The sequence below is a fragment of the Amphritea balenae genome, assembly GCF_003858655.1.
Taxonomy (GTDB): Bacteria; Pseudomonadota; Gammaproteobacteria; order Pseudomonadales; family Balneatricaceae; genus Amphritea; species Amphritea balenae.
Genome location: NZ_RQXV01000006.1, coordinates 81,156 through 101,646, shown reverse-complemented (window position 1 = coordinate 101,646; position 20,491 = coordinate 81,156). Strand labels below are relative to the sequence as shown.

Genomic DNA, 20,491 nt, shown 5'->3' with positions numbered 1-20,491 from the left:
GAGCAGACTCACCCCTATAGAATTCGTGTATAATTTCGCTCTATTTTTGTACAAACAGATTCATAATGGTGATCTCAGTGACAGACAAAGCGAGACAGGATGCCAGCACTTTTCAGGGGCTGATCCTGGCACTGCAAGAGTATTGGTCAGGACAGGGCTGCGTTGTAACACAGCCCCTGGATATGGAAGTAGGCGCGGGCACGTTTCATCCAGCTACCTTTCTACGCGCCATAGGTCCTGAAACATGGAACGCTGCATACGTTCAGCCAAGCCGACGTCCGACCGATGGCCGATACGGCGAAAACCCGAACCGGCTGCAGCATTACTACCAGTTCCAGGTAGTAATGAAACCATCACCAGACAACCTTCAGGAGCTCTACCTGGGCTCCCTTGAGCGCATGGGCCTGGATCTTAATGTTCATGACGTACGCTTTGTAGAAGACAACTGGGAGTCTCCAACACTTGGGGCCTGGGGTCTTGGCTGGGAAGTTTGGCTGAATGGCATGGAAGTAACTCAGTTTACATATTTCCAACAAGCCGGCGGTTTAGAATGCTACCCGGTTACCGGTGAAATTACATACGGCCTTGAGCGTATAGCGATGTACTTACAGAACGTAGACAGCGTTTACGATCTGATATGGACATACAATCCAGACGGCACCGCCGTGACTTACGGCGACGTTTATCACCAGAACGAAGTTGAGCAATCGACCTACAACTTCGAGCATGCCGATGTGCCCCAGCTATTCATAAACTTTGACCATTACGAAGCCGAATGCAACAAGCTGCTCGCACTTGAGACACCGCTACCACTACCTGCCTATGAGCAGGTTTTGAAAGCATCACATACTTTCAATCTGCTGGATGCACGTCACGCGATATCTGTAACAGAGAGACAGCGCTACATATTAAGAGTACGAACGCTGGCACGTGATGTAGCTCACGCATACTTCAACGCCCGCAAGGCATTAGGTTTCCCATTGGCGAAAGAGGGCATTCGCAATGAAGTGCTGGCCAATTGTCAGGAGGAGAAATAGTGATGGCTAATGCAATAACCCGTCAGGATTTCCTGTTCGAACTCGGCACTGAAGAACTGCCGCCGAAAGCGCTTAAATCGCTTTCACAAGCACTCGAAAAAGAAGTGGTTAACGGTCTTAAAGAACTGTTTGGCAAGCAAGCTGCTGATGTTTTTTCTGACACTACTGTTAATTCATATGCAGCACCACGACGCCTGGCTATCGTCATAAACAACCTGGCTGATGAAGTACCAAGCAGCACTTTTATGATGCAGGGCCCACCCGCTCGCATCGCCTTCGATGCCGATGGTAATCCAACCAAAGCCCTTGAAGGCTTCGCACGTAAGTGCAGTACAACCGTTGATCAGCTAGAAGATGTTGACGGCAAAATGAGTTTTCGTCAGGAACTCCCGGCTAAAGCCATCAGTAAAGAGCTGCCATCGATTGTAGAACAGGCCCTCAGCAAACTACCTATTCCTAAGCGTATGCGCTGGGGAGACTCCCGTACAGAATTCGTTCGCCCGGTAAAATGGCTGGTTATGCTACTGGGAGACGAGGTGATTGATTGCGAGATACTAGGTCTTAAATCTGGCCGGGTAACACGTGGCCATCGCTTCCATTACAACCAGGAAATTGAGCTAAACAATGCTAACGAATACCTGGAAAACCTGGAAAGCGTTGGCAAAGTAATGGCCGATTTTGAAGAGCGTCGTGAAAAAATTCGCGCCCAGGTTATTGCAGAAGGCGAGTTGATTCATGGTATTGCCCAGATAGACGAAGACCTGCTTGATGAAGTAACAGGCCTGAACGAATGGCCTGTTGCATTAACCGGCCGCTTCGATCAGCGCTTTCTTGATGTTCCATCACAAGCACTGATTTCATCCATGAAAGAACATCAGAAGTACTTTCATGTCATGGATAATAGCGGCAAGCTGATGCCGTTTTTTATCACCATAGCCAACATCGAGTCTACCGACCCGCAACAGGTTATTCATGGAAACGAGAAAGTAATTCGTCCGCGTCTGGCCGATGCAGCGTTCTTCTTTGAAACCGATAAGAAGCGCACACTCGAATCACGCATCGACGATCTGAACAATATTGTCTTCCAGAAAGACCTTGGCACTTTGCATGACAAAGCAGTACGCGTTGCAGCACTAGCTAAACATATTGCCGCCACACTGGGACAAGATGAGAGCAAAGCTGAGCGTGCAGCCATGCTTGCAAAGACCGATCTGATGACAGATATGGTGTTTGAGTTTCCCGATCTGCAAGGCCTGATGGGTTACCATTACGCACTTAATGACGGCGAAGATGAAGGCGTAGCGCTAGCTCAAAACGAGCAGTACATGCCACGTTTCGCTGGTGACGTACTACCGGAATCTGAGCCGGGTATCGCAGTCGCTCTTGCTGATCGCCTGGATACACTCACAGGCCTGTTCGGTATTAACCAGCCACCAACAGGTTCAAAAGACCCCTTTGCTCTGCGCCGGGCATCTTTAGGTATCTTGCGTATTATCGTCGAGCGTAAACTGGATCTTGATCTTGCTGACCTGATTCAAGTAGCAGCAGACAACCACAATGACCTCCCAGCACGTAAAGGCATAGAAACTAAAGTTACTGACTTTATGCTTGAACGTTTCCGGGCCTGGTACGACGACGAGGGCATTGCGGTTGAAGTTTATCTGGCAGTGCATGCCCTTAAGCCGACTAAGCCATTAGAGTTTGATCAGCGTGTACAAGCGGTTAGTCACTTCCGCACACTAAGTGAAGCTCAGGCATTGGCTGCAGCTAACAAGCGTGTCTCAAACATCCTAAGCAAGCAAGATAGCGAAGTAGGTGATAGCGTCTCTGAAGCACTTCTGCAGGAAGATGCCGAAAAGGCTCTTGCTAAAGCAGTAGCCGCCAAACAGAGCGAGCTCGCACCATTAGTTGCTGCGGGTGATTTTAAGTCGGTACTTGAGCAACTTGCCGAACTACGCCCAACCGTAGACACTTTCTTTGACGATGTCATGGTTATGGCCGATGACGAGTCTGTACGAAACAATCGTCTGGCACTACTTAAACAGCTCCGCAATCTGTTCCTGGGCGTGGCAGATATATCAGCACTCAGCTAATATTTCATTGAATTTTTATTCACTGAATAACAATACAAAAGCCGGTCTATGACCGGCTTTTTATTAACTCTGGATTTACTATTATGAGCAAACTGGTCATTCTGGATCGTGATGGCGTAATCAACTACGACTCCGATGAGTATGTAAAATCTGTTGATGAATGGCAGCCTATACCCGGCAGCATTGAGGCCATCTCTGAACTCTGTAAAGCTGGTTTCAAGGTTACTATAGCTACCAATCAATCTGGGCTAGCTCGCGGCTATTTTCAACAATCAGACCTTGATCAGATGCATGACAAACTGCATCTATTGCTAGAAAAGCAGGGTGGTTCTATAACACAAATTGAGTTTTGCCCACATGGACCTGATGACAACTGCAGTTGTAGAAAGCCGTTAGCTGGTATGATTAACACAATTTTATCTAGCCATCCTGACACTGCCCCTGGCGATGTTTTTGTTGTTGGTGACTCACTGAGGGATCTAGAAGCCGGCATCTCAGCTGGTTGTAAACCTCTACTCGTGGAAACAGGTAAAGGCAAAAAGACACTCGCAACAGGTGGCTTACCCAGCAATACTATTGTTTGCAAAAGCCTTAGTGATGCACTCGATACTATTATTCAACTGACATAAAAGATATTGATGTTTCACGTGAAACATTTGCAATATTAACTTCATACTGAGCGTATCTCTCTAGAAACATATTCATAAAAACAAATTGGAGAGTACAGTTGTCAAAGACCCTATTGAAAGAAGTAACAGCATGAAGCCCGATACGACGACAGCGATGAATGACCTGATTGCCCAGATAAGGGAAACGATACCCTTTGATACGCCGATGTCAGAACTCTGCAATGGACCCTGTACAGGCTGCTCAAAGAAGCTATTGGACTTTCTGGATACAGAAGTAGAAGAGTGGGAAACTAATATTGCAACAGGCACCACACCCAGTCTGGGAGAAATACACAGTCTAGCAAAAACCAGCAGGAAGATTTATGCCGTTTTAAAGAAAAACGGACTGATAAAAAACAAAACAACTAACACGATTATTCATTCAACAAACGCTTAATTGTAGCCAAAACCAGTTATTGCAAAAGAGCCCTTAAAGAGAAAATAAGTCCAGCTTAACCTGCCCACTAAGACCAACTCCTCTTACCGCTTCCTTCTATTACACAACAGACAAACCAGGCAAAAAAGAAGATGCTGTAATAAAACACCTAAGATTCAGCGCAAACTTAACTACACTCAAATAGTGAAATATCTACAGAGAGTCGACTCTTTAATACCCAGCCGACAAGATAAAGCATCGAAACGTCAGATCCGATAAGGCTGACTATCTCCCCCCAGACCCGACAACAAAACGCCAACTAACACAGATCTGAAATCATAGCCTCAACTCAAAATCTAAACTCACTACCTAAACTCACTACATAAACTCACTACCTAAACTCACTACCTAAACTCACTACCTAAACTCACTACATAAACTCACTACCTAAACTCACTACCTAAACTCACTACTTAAACTCATTGCCTAAATTCACAACAAAGCATCACAGACTAAATGAATAAGTAGAAAACGTTGAATTTATCTTTGATAGCAAAATTGTTTTATCTCAGGCTGAGGTTAAAGATACAAAACGACAGCAGCGAAGAGGGGGAGTATAAAACTGAAGCATTAAAAGCATAGCCGTCATGAGGTAAAAAATATGACGAACTGAAACCACTTCAGCAATGAGTGTGGAAATAAATAAAGGTTGATAGAGGAAATAACTAAACGAACTGGAACAAGAAAAACCTGAAAAAACAGCAAATTTACAACAAAAACAACCTTCTGAGAGGCCGCCCAAGGGTTTTTCACACCTATAGCAATGCAGTTGGGTGCATTCATAACCTTTGCCTACTGAAGGCGCCTGACGCCTCCTCAAGCGCACGTATAAAAAAAGCAGCCCGAAGACTGCTTTTTAAATCATTAATCATTTCACATGAAATGATTAATAGCATGTCCTTCTGAAAAAATTGTCATCTCTCAAATAGAGTGAAATGGTATACCCGTCAGCCGTAAGCTATTTCACGATGAATGAGAATCCTGATTCCCCTCAATTTCTCACATCAAGTGAAATGAATCGAGAGAATTCTCATTTGAAATAAAACCGTTATTACGGAAATGGGAGGGTTAACTATCTTGAATCATCGGATTAGAAGAGTTGCAGAAGTGGCGCCCGGCTAGCCATACCAGGCGCTTTAAGCGTTAGTGCTGACTGGCCTCTATGACATAATCCCAGCTTACTTTCACTGCTTTGGTATACTGGTGTTCACTACCAAGTCGCTTTTCAAGGGTCTGATAGGCCATTTGGTACAGCGTCTTGGCACGCTCGTAGTCGCCTAAACGTCTGTAAACCCCCGCCAGATTATTGCGGCGAATGGCCACTACTGGATGGTCTTCTCCGTAGGTCTTTAAATCACTGTCTAATGCCAATTGGTGCAGCGTCTTGGCACGCTCGTAGTCGCCTAAATGTCTGTAAACCCCCGCCAGATTATTGCGGCGATTGGCCACTTCTGGATGGTCTTCTCCGTAGGTCTTTAAATCACTGTCTAATGCCAACTGGTACAGCGTCTTGGCACGCTCGTAGTCGCCTAAGCTTTTATAAACCAGCGCCAGGTTATTACGGCGAATGGCCACTTCTGGATGGTCTTCTCCGTAGGTCTTTAAATCACTGTCTAATGCCAACTGGTACAGCGTCTTGGCACGCTCGTAGTCGCCTAAGTGTTCATAAACACTCGCCAGATTATTGCGGCCAATGGCCACCTTTGGATGGTCTTCTCCGTAGGTCTTTAAATTACTGTCTAATGCCAACTGGAACAGCGTCTTGGCACGCTCGTAGTCGCCTAAGCTTTTATAAACCAGCGCCAGGTTATTACGGCGAATGGCCACTTCTGGATGATCTTCTCCGTAGGTCTTTAAATCACTGTCTAATGCCAACTGGAACAGCGTCTTAGCACGCTCGTAGTCGCCTAAGTGTTCATAAACCAGCGCCAGATTATTGCGGCGATTGGCCACTTCTGGATGGTCTTCTCCGTAGGTCTTTAAATCACTGTCTAATGCCAACTGGAACAGCGTCTTGGCACGCTCGTAGTCGCCTAAGCTTTTATAAACCAGCGCCAGATTATTGCGGCGAATGGCCACTTCTGGATGGTCTTCTCCGTAGGTCTTTAAATCACTGTCTAATGCCAACTGGTTCAGCGTCTTAGCACGCTCGTAGTCGCCTAAGTGTTCATAAACCAGCGCCAGATTATTGCGGCCAATGGCCACCTTTGGATGGTCTTCTCCGTAGGTCTTTAAATGACTGTCTAATGCCAACTGGTTCAGCGTCTTGGCACGCTCGTAGTCGCCTAAGTGTTTATAAACCAGCGCCAGGTTATTACGGCGAATGGCCACTACTGGATGATCTTCTCCGTAGGTCTTTAAATCACTGTCTAATGCCAACTGGTTCAGCGTCTTGGCACGCTCGTAGTCGCCTAAGCTTTTATAAACCAGCGCCAGATTATTGCGGCCAGTGGCCACCTTTGGATGGTCTTCTCCGTAGGTCTTAAGGCTTATTTGGAGTAGCTTTTTATAATATGCAAAGGCTTCATCGTAATGACCTAGCGTTTTTAGCATACTGCCGTAGGCATATAAATAGCTGGTATTTTCAGGTTGTAACGCAGCAGCTTTGGAAAAGGACCTTTCTGCTTGCTTGTACTTGAAACGTAACTCTTTAACCCGGCCACGTTCGTAGTGGGTTGCTGCTAACTGACGATCTTTTTCAGCCAGCTGTTCAGCCTGTTGGTCAACTAGTACCTCTGCTTCCTCTAGCTTACCTTCAGAGACCAGTGCTTTGACTTCAGGAGAAATATCAGCGTCTTCTAAGACCTCCTGAACCCTTTCTACCTGTTCTTGTAACTGAGTCTCTAAGTCAGTGATAGTTTGACGATGGGTGCTTATCTTGGCCCTAGATTCATTGAGCAATGTGGTGAGCAAACCTATGGTTTGCAAGCTATCAAAGCCACCCAATGCTTCTTTAAAAATAGCAAGTAAGCGTTGTTCGTCTGTTTGGCTAAGTCCCTGACAGTTTAGAGTGATGTTGCCTGACACATCATTAATAGCTGGGCTACAGGCCCCTTGTGTCTGCTGCTGAGTATCGTTAAGCGCGTAACTGGCCGAAGGGAAGAGTAACAGTAACAGAGCGACTGTATATCCTAGAGAGCGCTGCATTACTGTCCCTCCAGATCACATGACTGATCACTGTTGATGGTGACATTCCCTTCGACATTAGCTACGGCAGAGCCACATGCAGTTTCTTGCTGAGTTGTAGGAGTTGAGGAAAGGGTAAAAAAACCTGTAATTATGGCTGACAATATTGTAGCGGCAGCAGCTATCCATACTTGCTTTGCTGTTGTCATCGTGGGGCCTCCTTACCCGAAAACAGTAGTTATGGTATAACAGCTATACATTAGTTAAGTCAAAGCAGTCTACATTATTTTCCATGTTTATAGCGCCTGCAAGCCCCTATTAGCAAAGCTAAAGACCGTCTAACGGGGGAGGTCCAGATTAACTAACTAAGTGTCCACCGATACAAGAGAAGTCCAACAACTTTTTATCAATACTTTTTAAACTTTTCATATAGCCATAGCGTCTTGCTTTTAGCGCTTATCTAACCCTTTTTCATCTTAAGTGAGACATTATTTCAAATGAGAAACCATATAGCGTTCGAGGACTTCCTAACGTAACCCTATTAAGTGCGAGAATAAAAAAAGCAGCCTAATCCGGCTGCTTTTTTATTCGCATTTCATTTCAAATGAGAAATGAAAAAATCAGACATCAAGGTTAGAAACATTCAAAGCGTTGGTTTCAATGAATTCACGACGCGGCTCTACTTCATCACCCATCAGAGTGGTGAACAGCAGGTCTGCAGCGATCGCATCATCGATGGTAACCTGCAGCATACGACGTTGCTCCGGATCCATGGTGGTTTCCCACAGCTGCTCTGGGTTCATCTCACCCAGACCCTTATAGCGCTGAATATAATGACCCCGTTTTGACTGATCCATCAACCAGTTAAGGCCTGTGGCAAATTCAGTCGTCGCAAGGGTACGTTCGCCCCGTTTAAAGTAAGCAGTCTCTTCTAACAACCCCATCAAAGTGTCACCTAAGCCAGCCAGTGCCGCATAGTCTTTCGATTCAAAGAATGACATATCGAAGGTGTAATGATGGCTAACGCCATGTTGCATTACTTTCACACTTGGCAGGAATACGCCCTGGTGTTCCATATCCTCAGCAGCTGAGGAGGTATACACATCACCGCCATCAAGTGAATCACCCAGGCCATCACAGACCTGATCGATCCACTCAGCCACAGCCTGCTCATCTTTCAAACCCTCAGGAGTCAGGCGCGGAGTGTGAATCATCTGACGCAGAATCGGCTCAGGATAGAGACGCGACAAGCGTGCCAGCATGCGATCAACCGCACGGTAGCGATTGACGATCTCTTCAAGGCCTGTTCCGCTGATAGGAGGCGCATCAGCCGACACATGCATAGACGCACCTTCCAACGCACCCTGAAGCAGGTAGTTATCAAGGGCATCATCATCTTTAAGGTACTGCTCCTGCTTGCCTTTCTTAATCTTATAAAGCGGCGGCTGAGCAATAAACACATGGCCACGCTCAATAATTTCCGGCATCTGACGGAAGAAGAAGGTTAGCAGCAGGGTACGGATGTGTGATCCATCAACGTCGGCATCGGTCATGATAATGATCGAATGGTAACGTAACTTATCTGGATTAAACTCTTCACGGCCAATACCGGTACCCAGTGCGGTGATCAGGGTACCAACCTCAGCAGAGGAGAGCATTTTATCAAAGCGGGCTTTCTCTACGTTAAGGATCTTACCCTTAAGCGGCAGAATCGCCTGTGACTTACGGTCACGACCCTGCTTGGCTGAACCGCCAGCAGAGTCACCCTCCACCAGGTATATTTCAGAGAGGGCTGGGTCTTTTTCCTGACAATCCGCCAGCTTTCCCGGTAGACCGGCAATATCCAGCGCGCCTTTACGGCGAGTCATCTCACGGGCTTTACGTGCAGCTTCACGGGCACGGGCAGCATCGATCATCTTCGAAACAACCGCCTTAGCATCCTGTGGATTTTCCTGCAGGTAATCATTCAGCTGCTCATACATCGATTGCTCAACCGCAGTCTTCACTTCAGAAGAGACCAGTTTATCTTTGGTCTGGGAAGAGAACTTAGGATCTGGCACCTTAACAGATACGATAGCGGTCAGACCTTCGCGGCAATCATCGCCGGTAGTGCTGCCCTTACCATTCTTATTCAGGTTTTCAGATTCGATGTAGTTATTCAACGCCCGGGTAAGAGCGGTACGAAAACCAGACAGGTGAGTACCACCGTCGCGCTGAGGGATGTTGTTGGTAAAAGAGTGAATGCTTTCCTGATAACTATCATTCCACTGCATCGCCACTTCAACACCCACACCGTTGTCGTGCATCACGTTGATGTGGAACATCTTATTAACCGAGTTCTTATTGGTGTTGAGGTAATCAACAAACGAACTCAGGCCACCTTCGTAAGCAAACAACTCTTCATCACCGCTGCGCTCATCGATCAGACGGATAGCTACGCCGGAGTTAAGGAAGGAAAGTTCACGCAGACGCTTCGCCAGAATATCGAACTTAAACTCGAGCTGGTTGTGGAAGGTATCTTCGGAAGGCCAGAAACGAACCGCCGTACCGGAAGTTTCAGTTTGGCCTACTACTTTCAATGGCTCGTCAGGGACACCATGACGGTAGGTTTGTTCAAACACTTCGCCTTTACGGCGAATCGTCATTTTGAGCTCAGCCGAAAGGGCGTTTACAACCGAAACACCCACGCCGTGCAAACCACCGGAGACTTTATAGGAGTTATCGTCAAACTTACCGCCGGCGTGAAGCACCGTCATGATTACCTCTGCAGCAGAGACACCTTCCTCCTCATGCAGATCGGTAGGAATACCCCGGCCGTTATCTGAAACTGTGACACTGTTATCGCCATGGATGACCACTTTGATTTCACTGCAGTAACCCGCCAGCGCTTCATCGATAGAGTTATCAACAATCTCGAAAACCATATGGTGCAGGCCGGTACCATCATCTGTATCACCGATATACATGCCCGGGCGCTTACGAACCGCATCAAGGCCTTTTAAGACCTTGATACTGGAAGAATCGTATTCCTGATTTTCGCCGCTCATTAAGTTCTCCTGGTTGTTACTAAGGGGTGCTTAACGCACCCTCATGTAAGTTGAAAAAGCTCACCTCAGTCTCGCTGGACCAATATTCACTCAGCACTGTTTTATCAACACAAGTAATAAAACACTGACTGGCGGCTTTCTCTAAATAATTACAAAACAGCCTACTGTGCTGCTGGTCTAGTTCTGACGGCAGATCGTCTATCAGATAAATACAGGACCGGCTGTTTAGCTTATAAAATAAAAAACCCTGGGCTAACTTAAGCGCGCTCACTACTACCTTTTTCTGCCCTCTGGAGAGCCGTTCAGCAGCAGTATGGCCATCTATCTTAAGTCGCAAGTCAGCACGCTGTGGACCCGCGCTGGTATAACCCTGTTTGAGATCTCGCTCAAAGTTATCATTCAGCACCTGATCCAGGCCGCGCTTTTTATCCCAACCCGAGCTGAAAGACAGATCTAACTTCATACCATCCAGCAGGTCGTTCAGGATCTTATCAAATTCGGGTTTTAACAAATCAATATAGGATTCTCGAAGGGTATTAAGTTGCTCAGCATGGCCGATAAACTCCTTGTCCCAGACCGCTCGAATCCGATGGTCAATTTTACCATATTTCAATAAAGAATTACGCTGTTTTAATACCCTGCGAAAGCCTCTCCAGAGCCTTATAAATGAAGCATCTGCATGAAACACACCCCAGTCGATAAATTGCCGGCGAATTGCCGGACTGCCATCAAGAATCTGGAAGGTTTCTGAATTAATAACCTGGATAGGTAACAACTCAGCAAGGGTCGTAATATCAATATTATTACCGGCATAACGGATCCGGTTATCACCCTGAAGACTTCGTTCAACACCGACAGGTTGATTAACGCCACTGCCCATTGCATCAAGCTGTGCAAACACTGTACAAAGCGACTGATCGGACTGAATCAGGTGATTAAGCTTATTGGTTCTGAAAGAACGACAAAGACCAAGCATATGAATAGCTTCAAGAAGACTGCTTTTACCGCTGCCATTGATGCCATGAATAATATTGATCTGGGGTGAGGGCGACAGGCTTAACTCTGTCAGATTGCGTATTGCTTTAACACTAAGTTGGGATATCGGCATAAAAGGAGGATAGGGGCCGGCAGGCGACCCCTGACAGGATCACATCCGCATCGGCATTACGACATAAAGTGAATTTGCATCATCAAGTCCTTCAATCAGCGCACTGCTGTTCGAATCAGACAATGTAAAGCGCACCACTTCGGAATTAACAATCGACAAAACATCTAACAGATAATTAACGTTAAAGCCGATCTCCAGGGTATCGCCTTCGTAATCAACCGCAACAGTTTCTTCTGCCTCTTCCTGCTCTGGGTTATTTGCCATTACCTGCAGATAACCGTTAGTCAGTGAAAGGCGAACGCCGCGATACTTTTCGTTAGACAGGATCGCAATACGACTAAATACCTGACGCAGCTCTTGCCGCGTACCCAGCATAAACTTGTCGCCACCTTGGGGGATTACGCGCTGATAATCAGGGAACTTGCCATCAACCAGCTTAGACGTGAAAGTAAAGTCTCCGGCATGGGCACGGATATGATTCGCACCAACCACCAGTTTAACTTCATCATCACCGCTCTGAAGCAGGCGCGCCAGCTCAAGGATACCCTTACGAGGTACAATAAACTGATGATTCGCAGGACCGCTGGTATCCACTTCAGCATGGCTGGTAGCCAGACGGTGACCGTCGGTCGATACCGCACGCAGGCTATTCTCAGAGATCTCAAGCAACATACCATTCAGGTAGTAACGAACATCCTGTTGAGCCATTGAAAAGCCGGTCTGATCGATCAGATGGCGTAACTGGCTCTGCAAAATATTCAGTTCAAATGCTTCGGGGCTATCCTCAACATTTGGGAATTCTGCAGCAGGCAGAGTAGAGAGAGTGAAACGACTACGTCCGGCCTTGATAACCATCTTCTGACCGGTCAGAGTCAATTCGATCTGAGCCGAGTCCGGAAGCGATTTACAAATATCCATCAGCTTACGGGCAGGCACTGTGATAGAGCCTGGCTCAGCAGGCTCATCAAGCTGTACACGACCAACCAGCTCCACTTCGAGGTCAGTACCTGTCATCGCTAGCTGATCACCTTCGGCAACCAGCAAAATATTAGACAGCACCGGCAGAGTCTGACGACGTTCTACAACACCAGCGACCAGCTGCAATGGTTTAATTAGCGCTTCACGCGAAATAACAAATTTCATCTTTTGCTACCCTTATTGATCAGTCTGTTACGCGGTCAGATGACGCAACAGATTCTGATAGTCCTCTCTTATATCCGTATCGGTTTCACGCAGTGAAGCCACCTTACGGCAACCATGCAGGACCGTTGTATGATCCCGACCGCCAAATGCATCACCAATCTCAGGCAAACTATGATTGGTAAGCTCTTTCGACAAGCTCATTGCCACCTGGCGGGGGCGGGCCACAGAACGACTGCGTCGCTTTGAAAGCAGATCCGATACTTTGATCTTATAGTAATCGGCTACAACACGCTGAATGTTATCAATACTAACCTGTTTATCCTGCAATGCCAGCAGGTCTTTCAGCGATTCTTTAATAAATGGCGTAGTGATCGCATTGCCGGTGAAATGAGCATTGGCAATAACACGTTTCAATGCACCTTCCAGCTCCCGAACATTGGATCTGATTTTTTGCGCCAGGAAGAAAGCAGAGTCATCCGGCAGGCGCACCTGGGCTTCTTCAGCTTTCTTCATCAGGATAGCAACCCGGGTTTCCAACTCTGGCGGCTCAATGGCCACTGTCAGACCCCAGCCAAAGCGCGACTTAAGCCGTTCTTCAACGCCGTTAATTTCTTTCGGGTACCTGTCACTGGTCAGAATCATCTGCTGACCACCTTCAAGCAATGCATTAAAGGTGTGGAAAAACTCTTCCTGTGAACGCTCTTTGCCGGCAAAAAACTGAATATCATCGATCAGCAAAGCATCAACAGAGCGGTAGTAACGCTTAAAATCATTGATGGCGTTTAGCTGTAATGCTTTAACCATGTCAGCTACAAAACGTTCTGAATGCAGATAAACAATTTTAGCATTCGGATTACGTTGCAACATCTCCATGCCAACCGCATGCATCAGGTGGGTTTTACCCAGACCAACACCACCATATATAAACAGTGGGTTATAAGAACCACCCGGGTTATCGGCTACCTGCTGTGCAGCGGCAAGTGCAAGCTGGTTAGACTTACCTTGTACAAACGAGTTAAAGGTAAACGACTGATTCAAGTTCGACTGGTGGCGCAAGCCGCCTTCAACATCAACCTTACGCGAAGGGACAGCCGGGGTTGGCGGCATGATAGGTGCAGAAGCGGCCGTCAGAACCTGACGGTGATTAAGGGGCTGAAAGCTACTATCATCAATAGCCAGCTGAGTCGGCGCTACTGCAACAATATCAGCAGCAGTTTGTGCAGTAGCAAAAGATTGCTCAACAACAGGCTGATGGGGAGCAGGTTCCGGATCAGCAAAGCGATTAACCGGTTGCCGTGGTGGAGCAGGGGGAGGCGTTGGTCGCACAGGACGCTGACTAAAACCAGCTGCACTTCGTCCAGCTATATCTATCTGCACTTTGGCAGCAAGATCACCGGTAACGGTATTAACAATTTCGCGAATACGATTTAGGTATTTATCGCTGACCCAGTCTTTAACGAATCGGTTAGGAGCCAGAAGCGTTAACCCCGCATCAGAATCTGGAGAAACTTTTAGCGGTCTGATCCAGGTATTGTACTGCTGCACAGGAAATTCATCCTGAAGGTTTTGCAGACACTGTTCCCATAACTCAACCGACATAGTTAATCCCTACACTCCTTCTGCGGTTTTTCACCGAATTACTGGCCCAGGCCATGACTCTATTAAGACAAAAAATTATAGTGCGATCATACCTTGTATCTGCAGCCTTATCCACAGTTATGCACAATCGATGACTAATTCTTTTTAGGCCTAAAATTCAAGCAATTAGATGCAGAATCGCAGCAATTACAAGCGACAACCAAGATCTGACAAAACTATCCAAAAGTTAAATACAGCTAATATTCAGACTTACAAACAAGCTAACCTAATGATTTTTAGATAAACATTAAACTTATACACAGAAAACTCATCTGTACGCTTGTATGATATTTCTATTTATAGCCTGAATCATTCTTACTACCTGTAGAAAAATAATAGGCAAATAATTAGTAATCAGTGCAATTATTGATTGCAAAGCGCGTTTCTTTTCTCTAGAATTCCGCGTCTGTTTTTGACCGTGGGATTCAGCCAATTTACTGATACCACCATACTGTATATTAGTAGGACTGAACGATGAAAAGAACATTTCAACCAAGTAACCTGAAGCGTAAACGTACTCACGGTTTCCGTGCTCGTATGGCAACTCCAAGCGGCCGTGCACTAATCAACCGTCGTCGCGCTAAAGGCCGTAAGCGTCTGGCAGCATAATTTTTGCCCGTCAGGCTCTCTGAATGAATGAATTCAGCTATCCCCGCCAGTTGAGACTTTTAACTGGCGGGGATTTTAAACAGGTATTCAGCCGAGCCAGTATCAAGGTCTCAGATAAACATCTGTTGATTCTTGCCTGTCCCAACGATCTCGATCATTCCCGCATCGGTTTCGTCATTTCAAAAAAAAATATCCGTTTAGCTGTTAATCGCAACCGCGTTCGACGTATCATTCGCGAGTCTTTCCGACTTAATCAGCATACTCTTCCAAATGTCGATATTGTTATCCTTGCCAGAAAAGGTTTGGGTGATCTAGACAACCCGGAAGTTCAGACGCTCATTTCGCGTAGCTGGTCACGCTTGATTAAACGGGCCAAGGCAAAACCTAAAACATCACATAAATAACTAATGGTCCAGAAACCATGGATGTACAGCGCATAATTCTGATCGGTGCACTAGCTATTATCTCATATATGCTGGTGCTGCAGTGGAACCAGGACTACGGTGTTCAACCGGAGCCTGTTGCTCAAACTGAATCTGTTTCCGCATATCAGTCAAACACTGACACCCCTACTGAAAGCAGTAGTGATCTGCCGCAAACAGCGACAGCAGGAACAACTGACGTACCGGGTGCTAAAGCAGTAGTTAACAATCAGCAAAAACAACTGATCAGTGTTAAAACTGATGTGCTGGAACTGTTAATTGATTCCAAGGGCGGCGATATTATTGAAGTAGCATTGCCAGAATATAAAGCCGTTCTGGGTTCAGATCAGCCATTTGTTCTGCTTGAGCAAAATGGTAATCGTACCTATGTTTCTCAAAGTGGCCTGATCGGTACCAATGGCCCTGATGCAGATCCAGCAGGACGCCCTACTTATACGACTGCTGCAAACAGCTACTCTCTTGAAGGAGATGAACTGGTTGTTGATCTGGTTCATACCGCTGATGACGCTGTAACTATCACTAAGCGCTACCGTTTTACACCGGGCAGTTATGAAGTAACCCTGGAATATCTGGTTAATAACGGTTCTGCCGAAAACTGGCAGGGAAAGCTGTTTGGTCAGATCAAGCGTGACGGATCTGGTGACCCTTCAGAAACAACTGATATGGGTATGCAGTCTTATCTTGGAGCAGTATTTTCTACAACGGAAAACAGCTACGAGAAAGTTGATTTCGATGACATGCGCGAAGCAAACTTCAAGGCAGTAAGTCAGGACGGCTGGGTAGCTATGTCCCAACATTACTTCCTGAGCGCATGGATCCCGGCAGCCGGAGCTGAATACAGCTATAGCAGCCGCGTTAGCGGTGGTAACCATATTGCCGGCTTTGTTTCCCCTGGATTTGACGTTGCACCGGGCGAAACCAAGACAGTAAGCGCTAACTTTTATGCAGGCCCTAAAGTAACAGAGCTGCTTGAAGCTGCTGCCCCTGACCTGGAGCTGACCGTAGATTACGGTATCCTCTGGTTCATTGCATCACCAATGGCAATGGTACTTAAATGGATTCAGGGATTTGTCGGTAACTGGGGTGTTGCAATCATCTTCATCACAATTCTGGTGAAGGCTCTGCTATTCCAGGTTAACGCTAAAGCCTTTAAATCGATGGCTAAGATGCGTAAGTTTGGCCCTGAGATGACTCGCCTTAAAGAGCTTTATGGTGATGATCGCCAGAAGATGTCTCAGTCGATGATGGAGCTTTACAAGAAAGAGAAGATCAACCCATTAGGCGGTTGTCTTCCTATCGTAGCTCAGATGCCTGTATTCATCTCTCTATACTGGGTACTGCTTGAATCGGTTGAACTACGTCACGCGCCGTTTATGCTATGGATTACCGATATGTCGGTGATGGATCCATACTTCCTGATGCCAATCCTGATGGGCGGAACTATGTTTATTCAGCAGCTGCTGAATCCAACACCTCCGGACCCTATGCAGGCTAAGATCATGAAGATGCTGCCAATTGTCTTCACGTTCTTCTTCCTGTGGTTCCCAGCTGGTCTGGTACTGTACTGGCTGGTGAACAACGTACTGTCTATCGCTCAGCAGTATGTAATCAATAAACAGATTGATGGCGAAGGTCCTAAGAAAGCCTGATCTATTACTGGATATAAAGCTCTTAGGAGCTGCAAACAAAAAGGCCTCTTCTGAGGCCTTTTTTAATATACTAACGCTACACAGAAATTCCCCCTTACCGAGGCCAATATGACTCTCACTGATCAGGATACTATTGCAGCACAAGCAACGCCTCCGGGACGAGGTGGCGTCGGTATTGTCAGAGTCTCAGGTAAGCTATCTGCCACTATTGCTGAGCAAGTGTTGGGGTTTATACCAAAAGCCCGTTACGCTCATTATGGCCCTTTCTACGACTCTGAAAGAAATCAAATTGACCAGGGCTTAGCCCTGTACTTCCCTGGACCGAACTCCTTTACCGGTGAAGATGTACTCGAGTTGCAAGGTCATGGCGGCCCGATCATTATGGATTTCATCCTGCGTCAGGTAGTCGAGTTGGGTGCCAGACTGGCAAACCCTGGTGAATTTTCTGAACGGGCATTTCTCAATGACAAGCTCGATCTGACCCAGGCTGAAGCGATTGCTGATCTGATTGACTCAAGCTCCGAACAAGCTGCCCGCTGTGCCCTTAAATCGCTTCAGGGAGCATTCTCAGAACGCATCCATCAATTAGTTGAATCGCTAACATTACTAAGAATTTACGTCGAAGCAGCTATCGATTTCCCCGAAGAAGAGATCGACTTTCTGGCAGATGGCAAAGTCGCTGGTGATCTACAACTAATCATTGATCAGTTAAGTGAAGTTAAACAGGAGGCCCGCCAGGGTAGCCTGATCCGGGAAGGTATGAATGTAGTTATTGCCGGACGTCCTAATGCAGGTAAGTCCAGCCTGCTTAACGCCCTGGCAGGAAAGGACTCAGCTATTGTAACCGACATTGCGGGTACGACCCGGGACGTATTGCGCGAGCATATCCATATTGATGGAATGCCGCTGCACATTATTGATACTGCCGGCCTGCGGGATGCCCCAGATGAGGTTGAGCGCATCGGTATCAGTCGTGCCTGGGATGAAATTCAGAAAGCTGATCGGGTCTTGTTAATGGTCGACGGTACTACGACAGCCACAGATGATCCTGAACAAATCTGGCCAGAATTTGTTAGCCAGTTGAATGATAAAGACAAAATTACGGTGATTCGTAATAAATGTGATCTGACTACTGAAACAGCGGCCATCGGCGAACATCAGGGCCATACCCTGATATCACTGTCTGCTAAAGAAAATGTAGGTGTCGATAATCTGCGCCAACATCTTAAAGACTGTATGGGATACGCCAATACTACCGAAGGGGGATTCCTCGCGCGTCGCCGTCATATCGATGCACTTAATCGGGCCGAAAGCCTGTTATTAACCGGACAGGATCAGCTTCTTTACGGTGGGGCAGGCGAACTACTGGCGGAAGATTTGCGTCAGGCGCAACAAAACCTGAGTGAAATCACTGGCGAATTCAGTTCAGATGATCTGCTAGGTCGTATCTTCAGCTCTTTCTGTATCGGTAAGTAATAACCTCTTTCATAATCAGCTCCCCCAAAAAATAACTAATAAAATAATCCATTAATAACAATGAGATAATTATAGTAATATTTATTCGGCTTGATAATTAAGCCTTTTATTAATAATATTCAGCTTAAATAATAAGCTGTTTAAGATTATGTGTAACGATATTCAATGGTTATGGCAACAAGCTGACTGGCCTGATTTACACTGGCAGCAAGAGATTATCGATCCGGTTATCAGAAGGCTACACTATCAGGCGGGCTCATTAATGGGTCATGCCGCGCAGTTAAATACTAAAAACCGACAGACACTTAAGCATCAGTTATTAATAAGCGCTGTAGACCCGGATACTAATAGTCAACGGGTTAGTTTATCGAATTCACTAGGTAATCAGTTAGGCATTACCGTAGCTGAAGATGCTCCCCATTCAGCATACTCAGATAAACTGGCGAATAATCTAATCAATTGCTGTACAGATACAGAGCATGATCTGACACTCGAACGGTTACTGGAATGGCATCAGGCTTTGAAACCTGACACCAAGAGTGAACTACGAAAACCAGGAGATGCTCAGCTTCCACCTCAAACCTTCTTCGAACTTCTGAATCTAATCGAATGGTTCAATTCAAGTCATCAAAAACAGAGTACAGACCCATTAATCCGGACAGCAATAAGTTACCTTAGAACCATCGCTATTCAGCCTTTTGATCAAAGTAATGACGATATTGCTCGTTTTATTAGCAGTTTGGCGTTGAACCAGGCATATCCAGACAAACCACTGATGCTGTTTCTGACAACTGATTGCTTTAGTAAAAGTGAAACTAATAAGCAACTTCAGATGTCACTTAAAAGCAATACTGATATTACCGACTGGCTATTCTGTTTCTTAAACATAATCGAAAAATACTTAGATAAGACTCTGACGCTTGTCCTACAAAATCAACAACAGACTGCATTCTGGCTAAGAATGGCTGAATCGGGACTCACCGCTGCACAATCGGCAATTTTAAAACAGATGCTCGATCAGCATCAGGGTAGCAATACTATCAGTGCTTCAGAGTACCAACAGATATCCGGCTTAAGTAAAGCCAGCGCAACCCGCCACCTGAGCGAACTTTTACAAAAAGGCTGTATTGAAAAGTTATCCAGTGGCGGCAGGAGTACCCGCTATAAGGTAAATATTACCGGTCGTACTTAACACTAAACACTATGCACTAAGGATACATTATGACTATTAATATCAGCTGCCCTCACTGCGCTGTAACGAATAAATTACCCGAAGATCGCCTGGCAGATGGGCCTAAATGTGGTAAGTGCAAACAACAAATATTCAGCGGTAAAACTACCGATCTGAATGCAGCTAACTACAACAGCATGTTGAAGCGAAATGATATACCGGTGTTAGTTGATTGCTGGGCCAGCTGGTGCGGTCCCTGCAAACAGTTCGCGCCAACCTTTGAACAGGCAGCTCAGCAGTTTGAACCTAAAATACGGCTAGCAAAGCTGGATACTGAAGCCGAACAAAGCATAGCCTCACAATTACAGATACGTTCGATCCCTACGCTAATTTTGTTTCGTAATGGCAAAGAAGCAGCAAGAGTCAGTGGAGCACTGCCTTTGGGACAACTTAAGCAGTGGTTGAACCAACAGGGTGTTGAAGTCTGAATTATATTGATGGGGCAGGGAATATTGCCAACTATTCCCGCTTATCAACAACAAAAATGATTGTTACTAGTCAGCTGAATATAGAATGACACAGAGTTCTGTGGATATTTTATATAATATTTACAATTCAACGTCATTCATTACCCTTTATACACTTTAATAAATTATATAAACTAATGATTTATATATATTATTCTTAAATAAACACAATCGTTGTAGATATAAAAGTTACACACACAGGAATGTGGAAAACACTTTAACAGCCTATTAATAAGCTATACATAAGCTGGCTCTGTTTATCGGTTCATCGAGCTGATATACCGATTACGTCCCCCAACAATCTAAACCTAGCTGCTCCA

Annotated in this window: 16 protein-coding genes; 10 read left to right on the top strand and 6 right to left on the bottom strand. The window is 45.9% G+C overall.

What is annotated here, in order from left to right:
* Nucleotides 1–65 precede the first annotated feature (65 nt).
* From glyQ to EHS89_RS11730, 4 genes are all read left to right on the top strand, one after another.
* Entirely contained in the window at nt 66–1,037 is a 972-nt protein-coding gene (glyQ, locus tag EHS89_RS11745) for a glycine--tRNA ligase subunit alpha (protein WP_124926353.1), read from the top strand.
* 2 nt (nt 1,038–1,039) lie between these two features.
* Nucleotides 1,040–3,130: a glycine--tRNA ligase subunit beta gene (glyS, locus tag EHS89_RS11740; RefSeq protein ID WP_211340331.1), complete on the top strand. Its 2,091-nt coding sequence runs from the start codon at nt 1,040–1,042 to the stop codon at nt 3,128–3,130.
* Between the two features lie 83 nt (nt 3,131–3,213).
* Nucleotides 3,214–3,759 carry a D-glycero-beta-D-manno-heptose 1,7-bisphosphate 7-phosphatase gene (gene gmhB, locus EHS89_RS11735; protein ID WP_124926352.1) on the top strand — a complete coding sequence of 182 codons (546 nt, stop codon included), beginning with the start codon at nt 3,214–3,216 and terminating at the stop codon, nt 3,757–3,759.
* 130 nt (nt 3,760–3,889) lie between these two features.
* A complete protein-coding gene (locus EHS89_RS11730; protein ID WP_124926351.1) occupies nt 3,890–4,195 on the top strand; it encodes a hypothetical protein in 306 nt (101 codons plus the stop codon).
* Nucleotides 4,196–5,377: 1,182 nt separating this feature from the next.
* Here EHS89_RS11730 and EHS89_RS11725 read toward each other — a convergent pair.
* The 6 genes from EHS89_RS11725 to dnaA all read right to left on the bottom strand — a co-directional run bounded on the left by EHS89_RS11725 (nt 5,378) and on the right by dnaA (nt 14,257).
* Complete coding sequence (locus EHS89_RS11725; RefSeq protein WP_124926350.1) at nt 5,378–7,381, bottom strand: tetratricopeptide repeat protein; 2,004 nt, start codon at nt 7,379–7,381, stop codon at nt 5,378–5,380.
* Complete coding sequence (locus tag EHS89_RS11720; RefSeq protein ID WP_124926349.1) at nt 7,381–7,569, bottom strand: hypothetical protein; 189 nt, start codon at nt 7,567–7,569, stop codon at nt 7,381–7,383. Before EHS89_RS11720 ends, EHS89_RS11725 begins: the two co-directional genes overlap by 1 nt.
* Nucleotides 7,570–7,980: 411 nt before the next feature.
* Complete coding sequence (gyrB, locus tag EHS89_RS11715; protein ID WP_124926348.1) at nt 7,981–10,407, bottom strand: DNA topoisomerase (ATP-hydrolyzing) subunit B; 2,427 nt, start codon at nt 10,405–10,407, stop codon at nt 7,981–7,983.
* 19 nt (nt 10,408–10,426) lie between these two features.
* Nucleotides 10,427–11,515: a DNA replication/repair protein RecF gene (gene recF, locus EHS89_RS11710; protein WP_124926347.1), complete on the bottom strand. Its 1,089-nt coding sequence runs from the start codon at nt 11,513–11,515 to the stop codon at nt 10,427–10,429.
* Nucleotides 11,516–11,554: 39 nt separating this feature from the next.
* On the bottom strand, nt 11,555–12,658 hold the full coding sequence (gene dnaN / locus EHS89_RS11705) for a DNA polymerase III subunit beta (RefSeq protein ID WP_124926346.1): 1,104 nt from the start codon (nt 12,656–12,658) through the stop codon (nt 11,555–11,557).
* A gap of 27 nt (nt 12,659–12,685) precedes the next feature.
* Nucleotides 12,686–14,257: a chromosomal replication initiator protein DnaA gene (gene dnaA, locus EHS89_RS11700; RefSeq protein ID WP_124926345.1), complete on the bottom strand. Its 1,572-nt coding sequence runs from the start codon at nt 14,255–14,257 to the stop codon at nt 12,686–12,688.
* A gap of 513 nt (nt 14,258–14,770) precedes the next feature.
* On the opposite strand from dnaA, the gene rpmH reads away from it, so the two are divergent.
* The 6 genes from rpmH to trxC all read left to right on the top strand — a co-directional run bounded on the left by rpmH (nt 14,771) and on the right by trxC (nt 20,132).
* Complete coding sequence (gene rpmH / locus EHS89_RS11695; protein WP_124926344.1) at nt 14,771–14,905, top strand: 50S ribosomal protein L34; 135 nt, start codon at nt 14,771–14,773, stop codon at nt 14,903–14,905.
* 23 nt (nt 14,906–14,928) lie between these two features.
* Nucleotides 14,929–15,309 carry a ribonuclease P protein component gene (rnpA, locus tag EHS89_RS11690; protein ID WP_124926343.1) on the top strand — a complete coding sequence of 127 codons (381 nt, stop codon included), beginning with the start codon at nt 14,929–14,931 and terminating at the stop codon, nt 15,307–15,309.
* Between the two features lie 17 nt (nt 15,310–15,326).
* Complete coding sequence (gene yidC / locus EHS89_RS11685; protein WP_124926342.1) at nt 15,327–16,997, top strand: membrane protein insertase YidC; 1,671 nt, start codon at nt 15,327–15,329, stop codon at nt 16,995–16,997.
* A 108-nt stretch (nt 16,998–17,105) separates the two neighbouring features.
* A complete protein-coding gene (mnmE, locus tag EHS89_RS11680; RefSeq protein ID WP_124926341.1) occupies nt 17,106–18,473 on the top strand; it encodes a tRNA uridine-5-carboxymethylaminomethyl(34) synthesis GTPase MnmE in 1,368 nt (455 codons plus the stop codon).
* 148 nt (nt 18,474–18,621) lie between these two features.
* The gene (locus tag EHS89_RS11675; RefSeq protein WP_124926340.1) at nt 18,622–19,665 is read left to right on the top strand and encodes a DUF4172 domain-containing protein; all 1,044 of its coding nucleotides are present in this window, start codon (nt 18,622–18,624) and stop codon (nt 19,663–19,665) included.
* Nucleotides 19,666–19,694: 29 nt separating this feature from the next.
* Complete coding sequence (trxC, locus tag EHS89_RS11670; protein WP_124926339.1) at nt 19,695–20,132, top strand: thioredoxin TrxC; 438 nt, start codon at nt 19,695–19,697, stop codon at nt 20,130–20,132.
* Nucleotides 20,133–20,491: the final 359 nt, after the last annotated feature.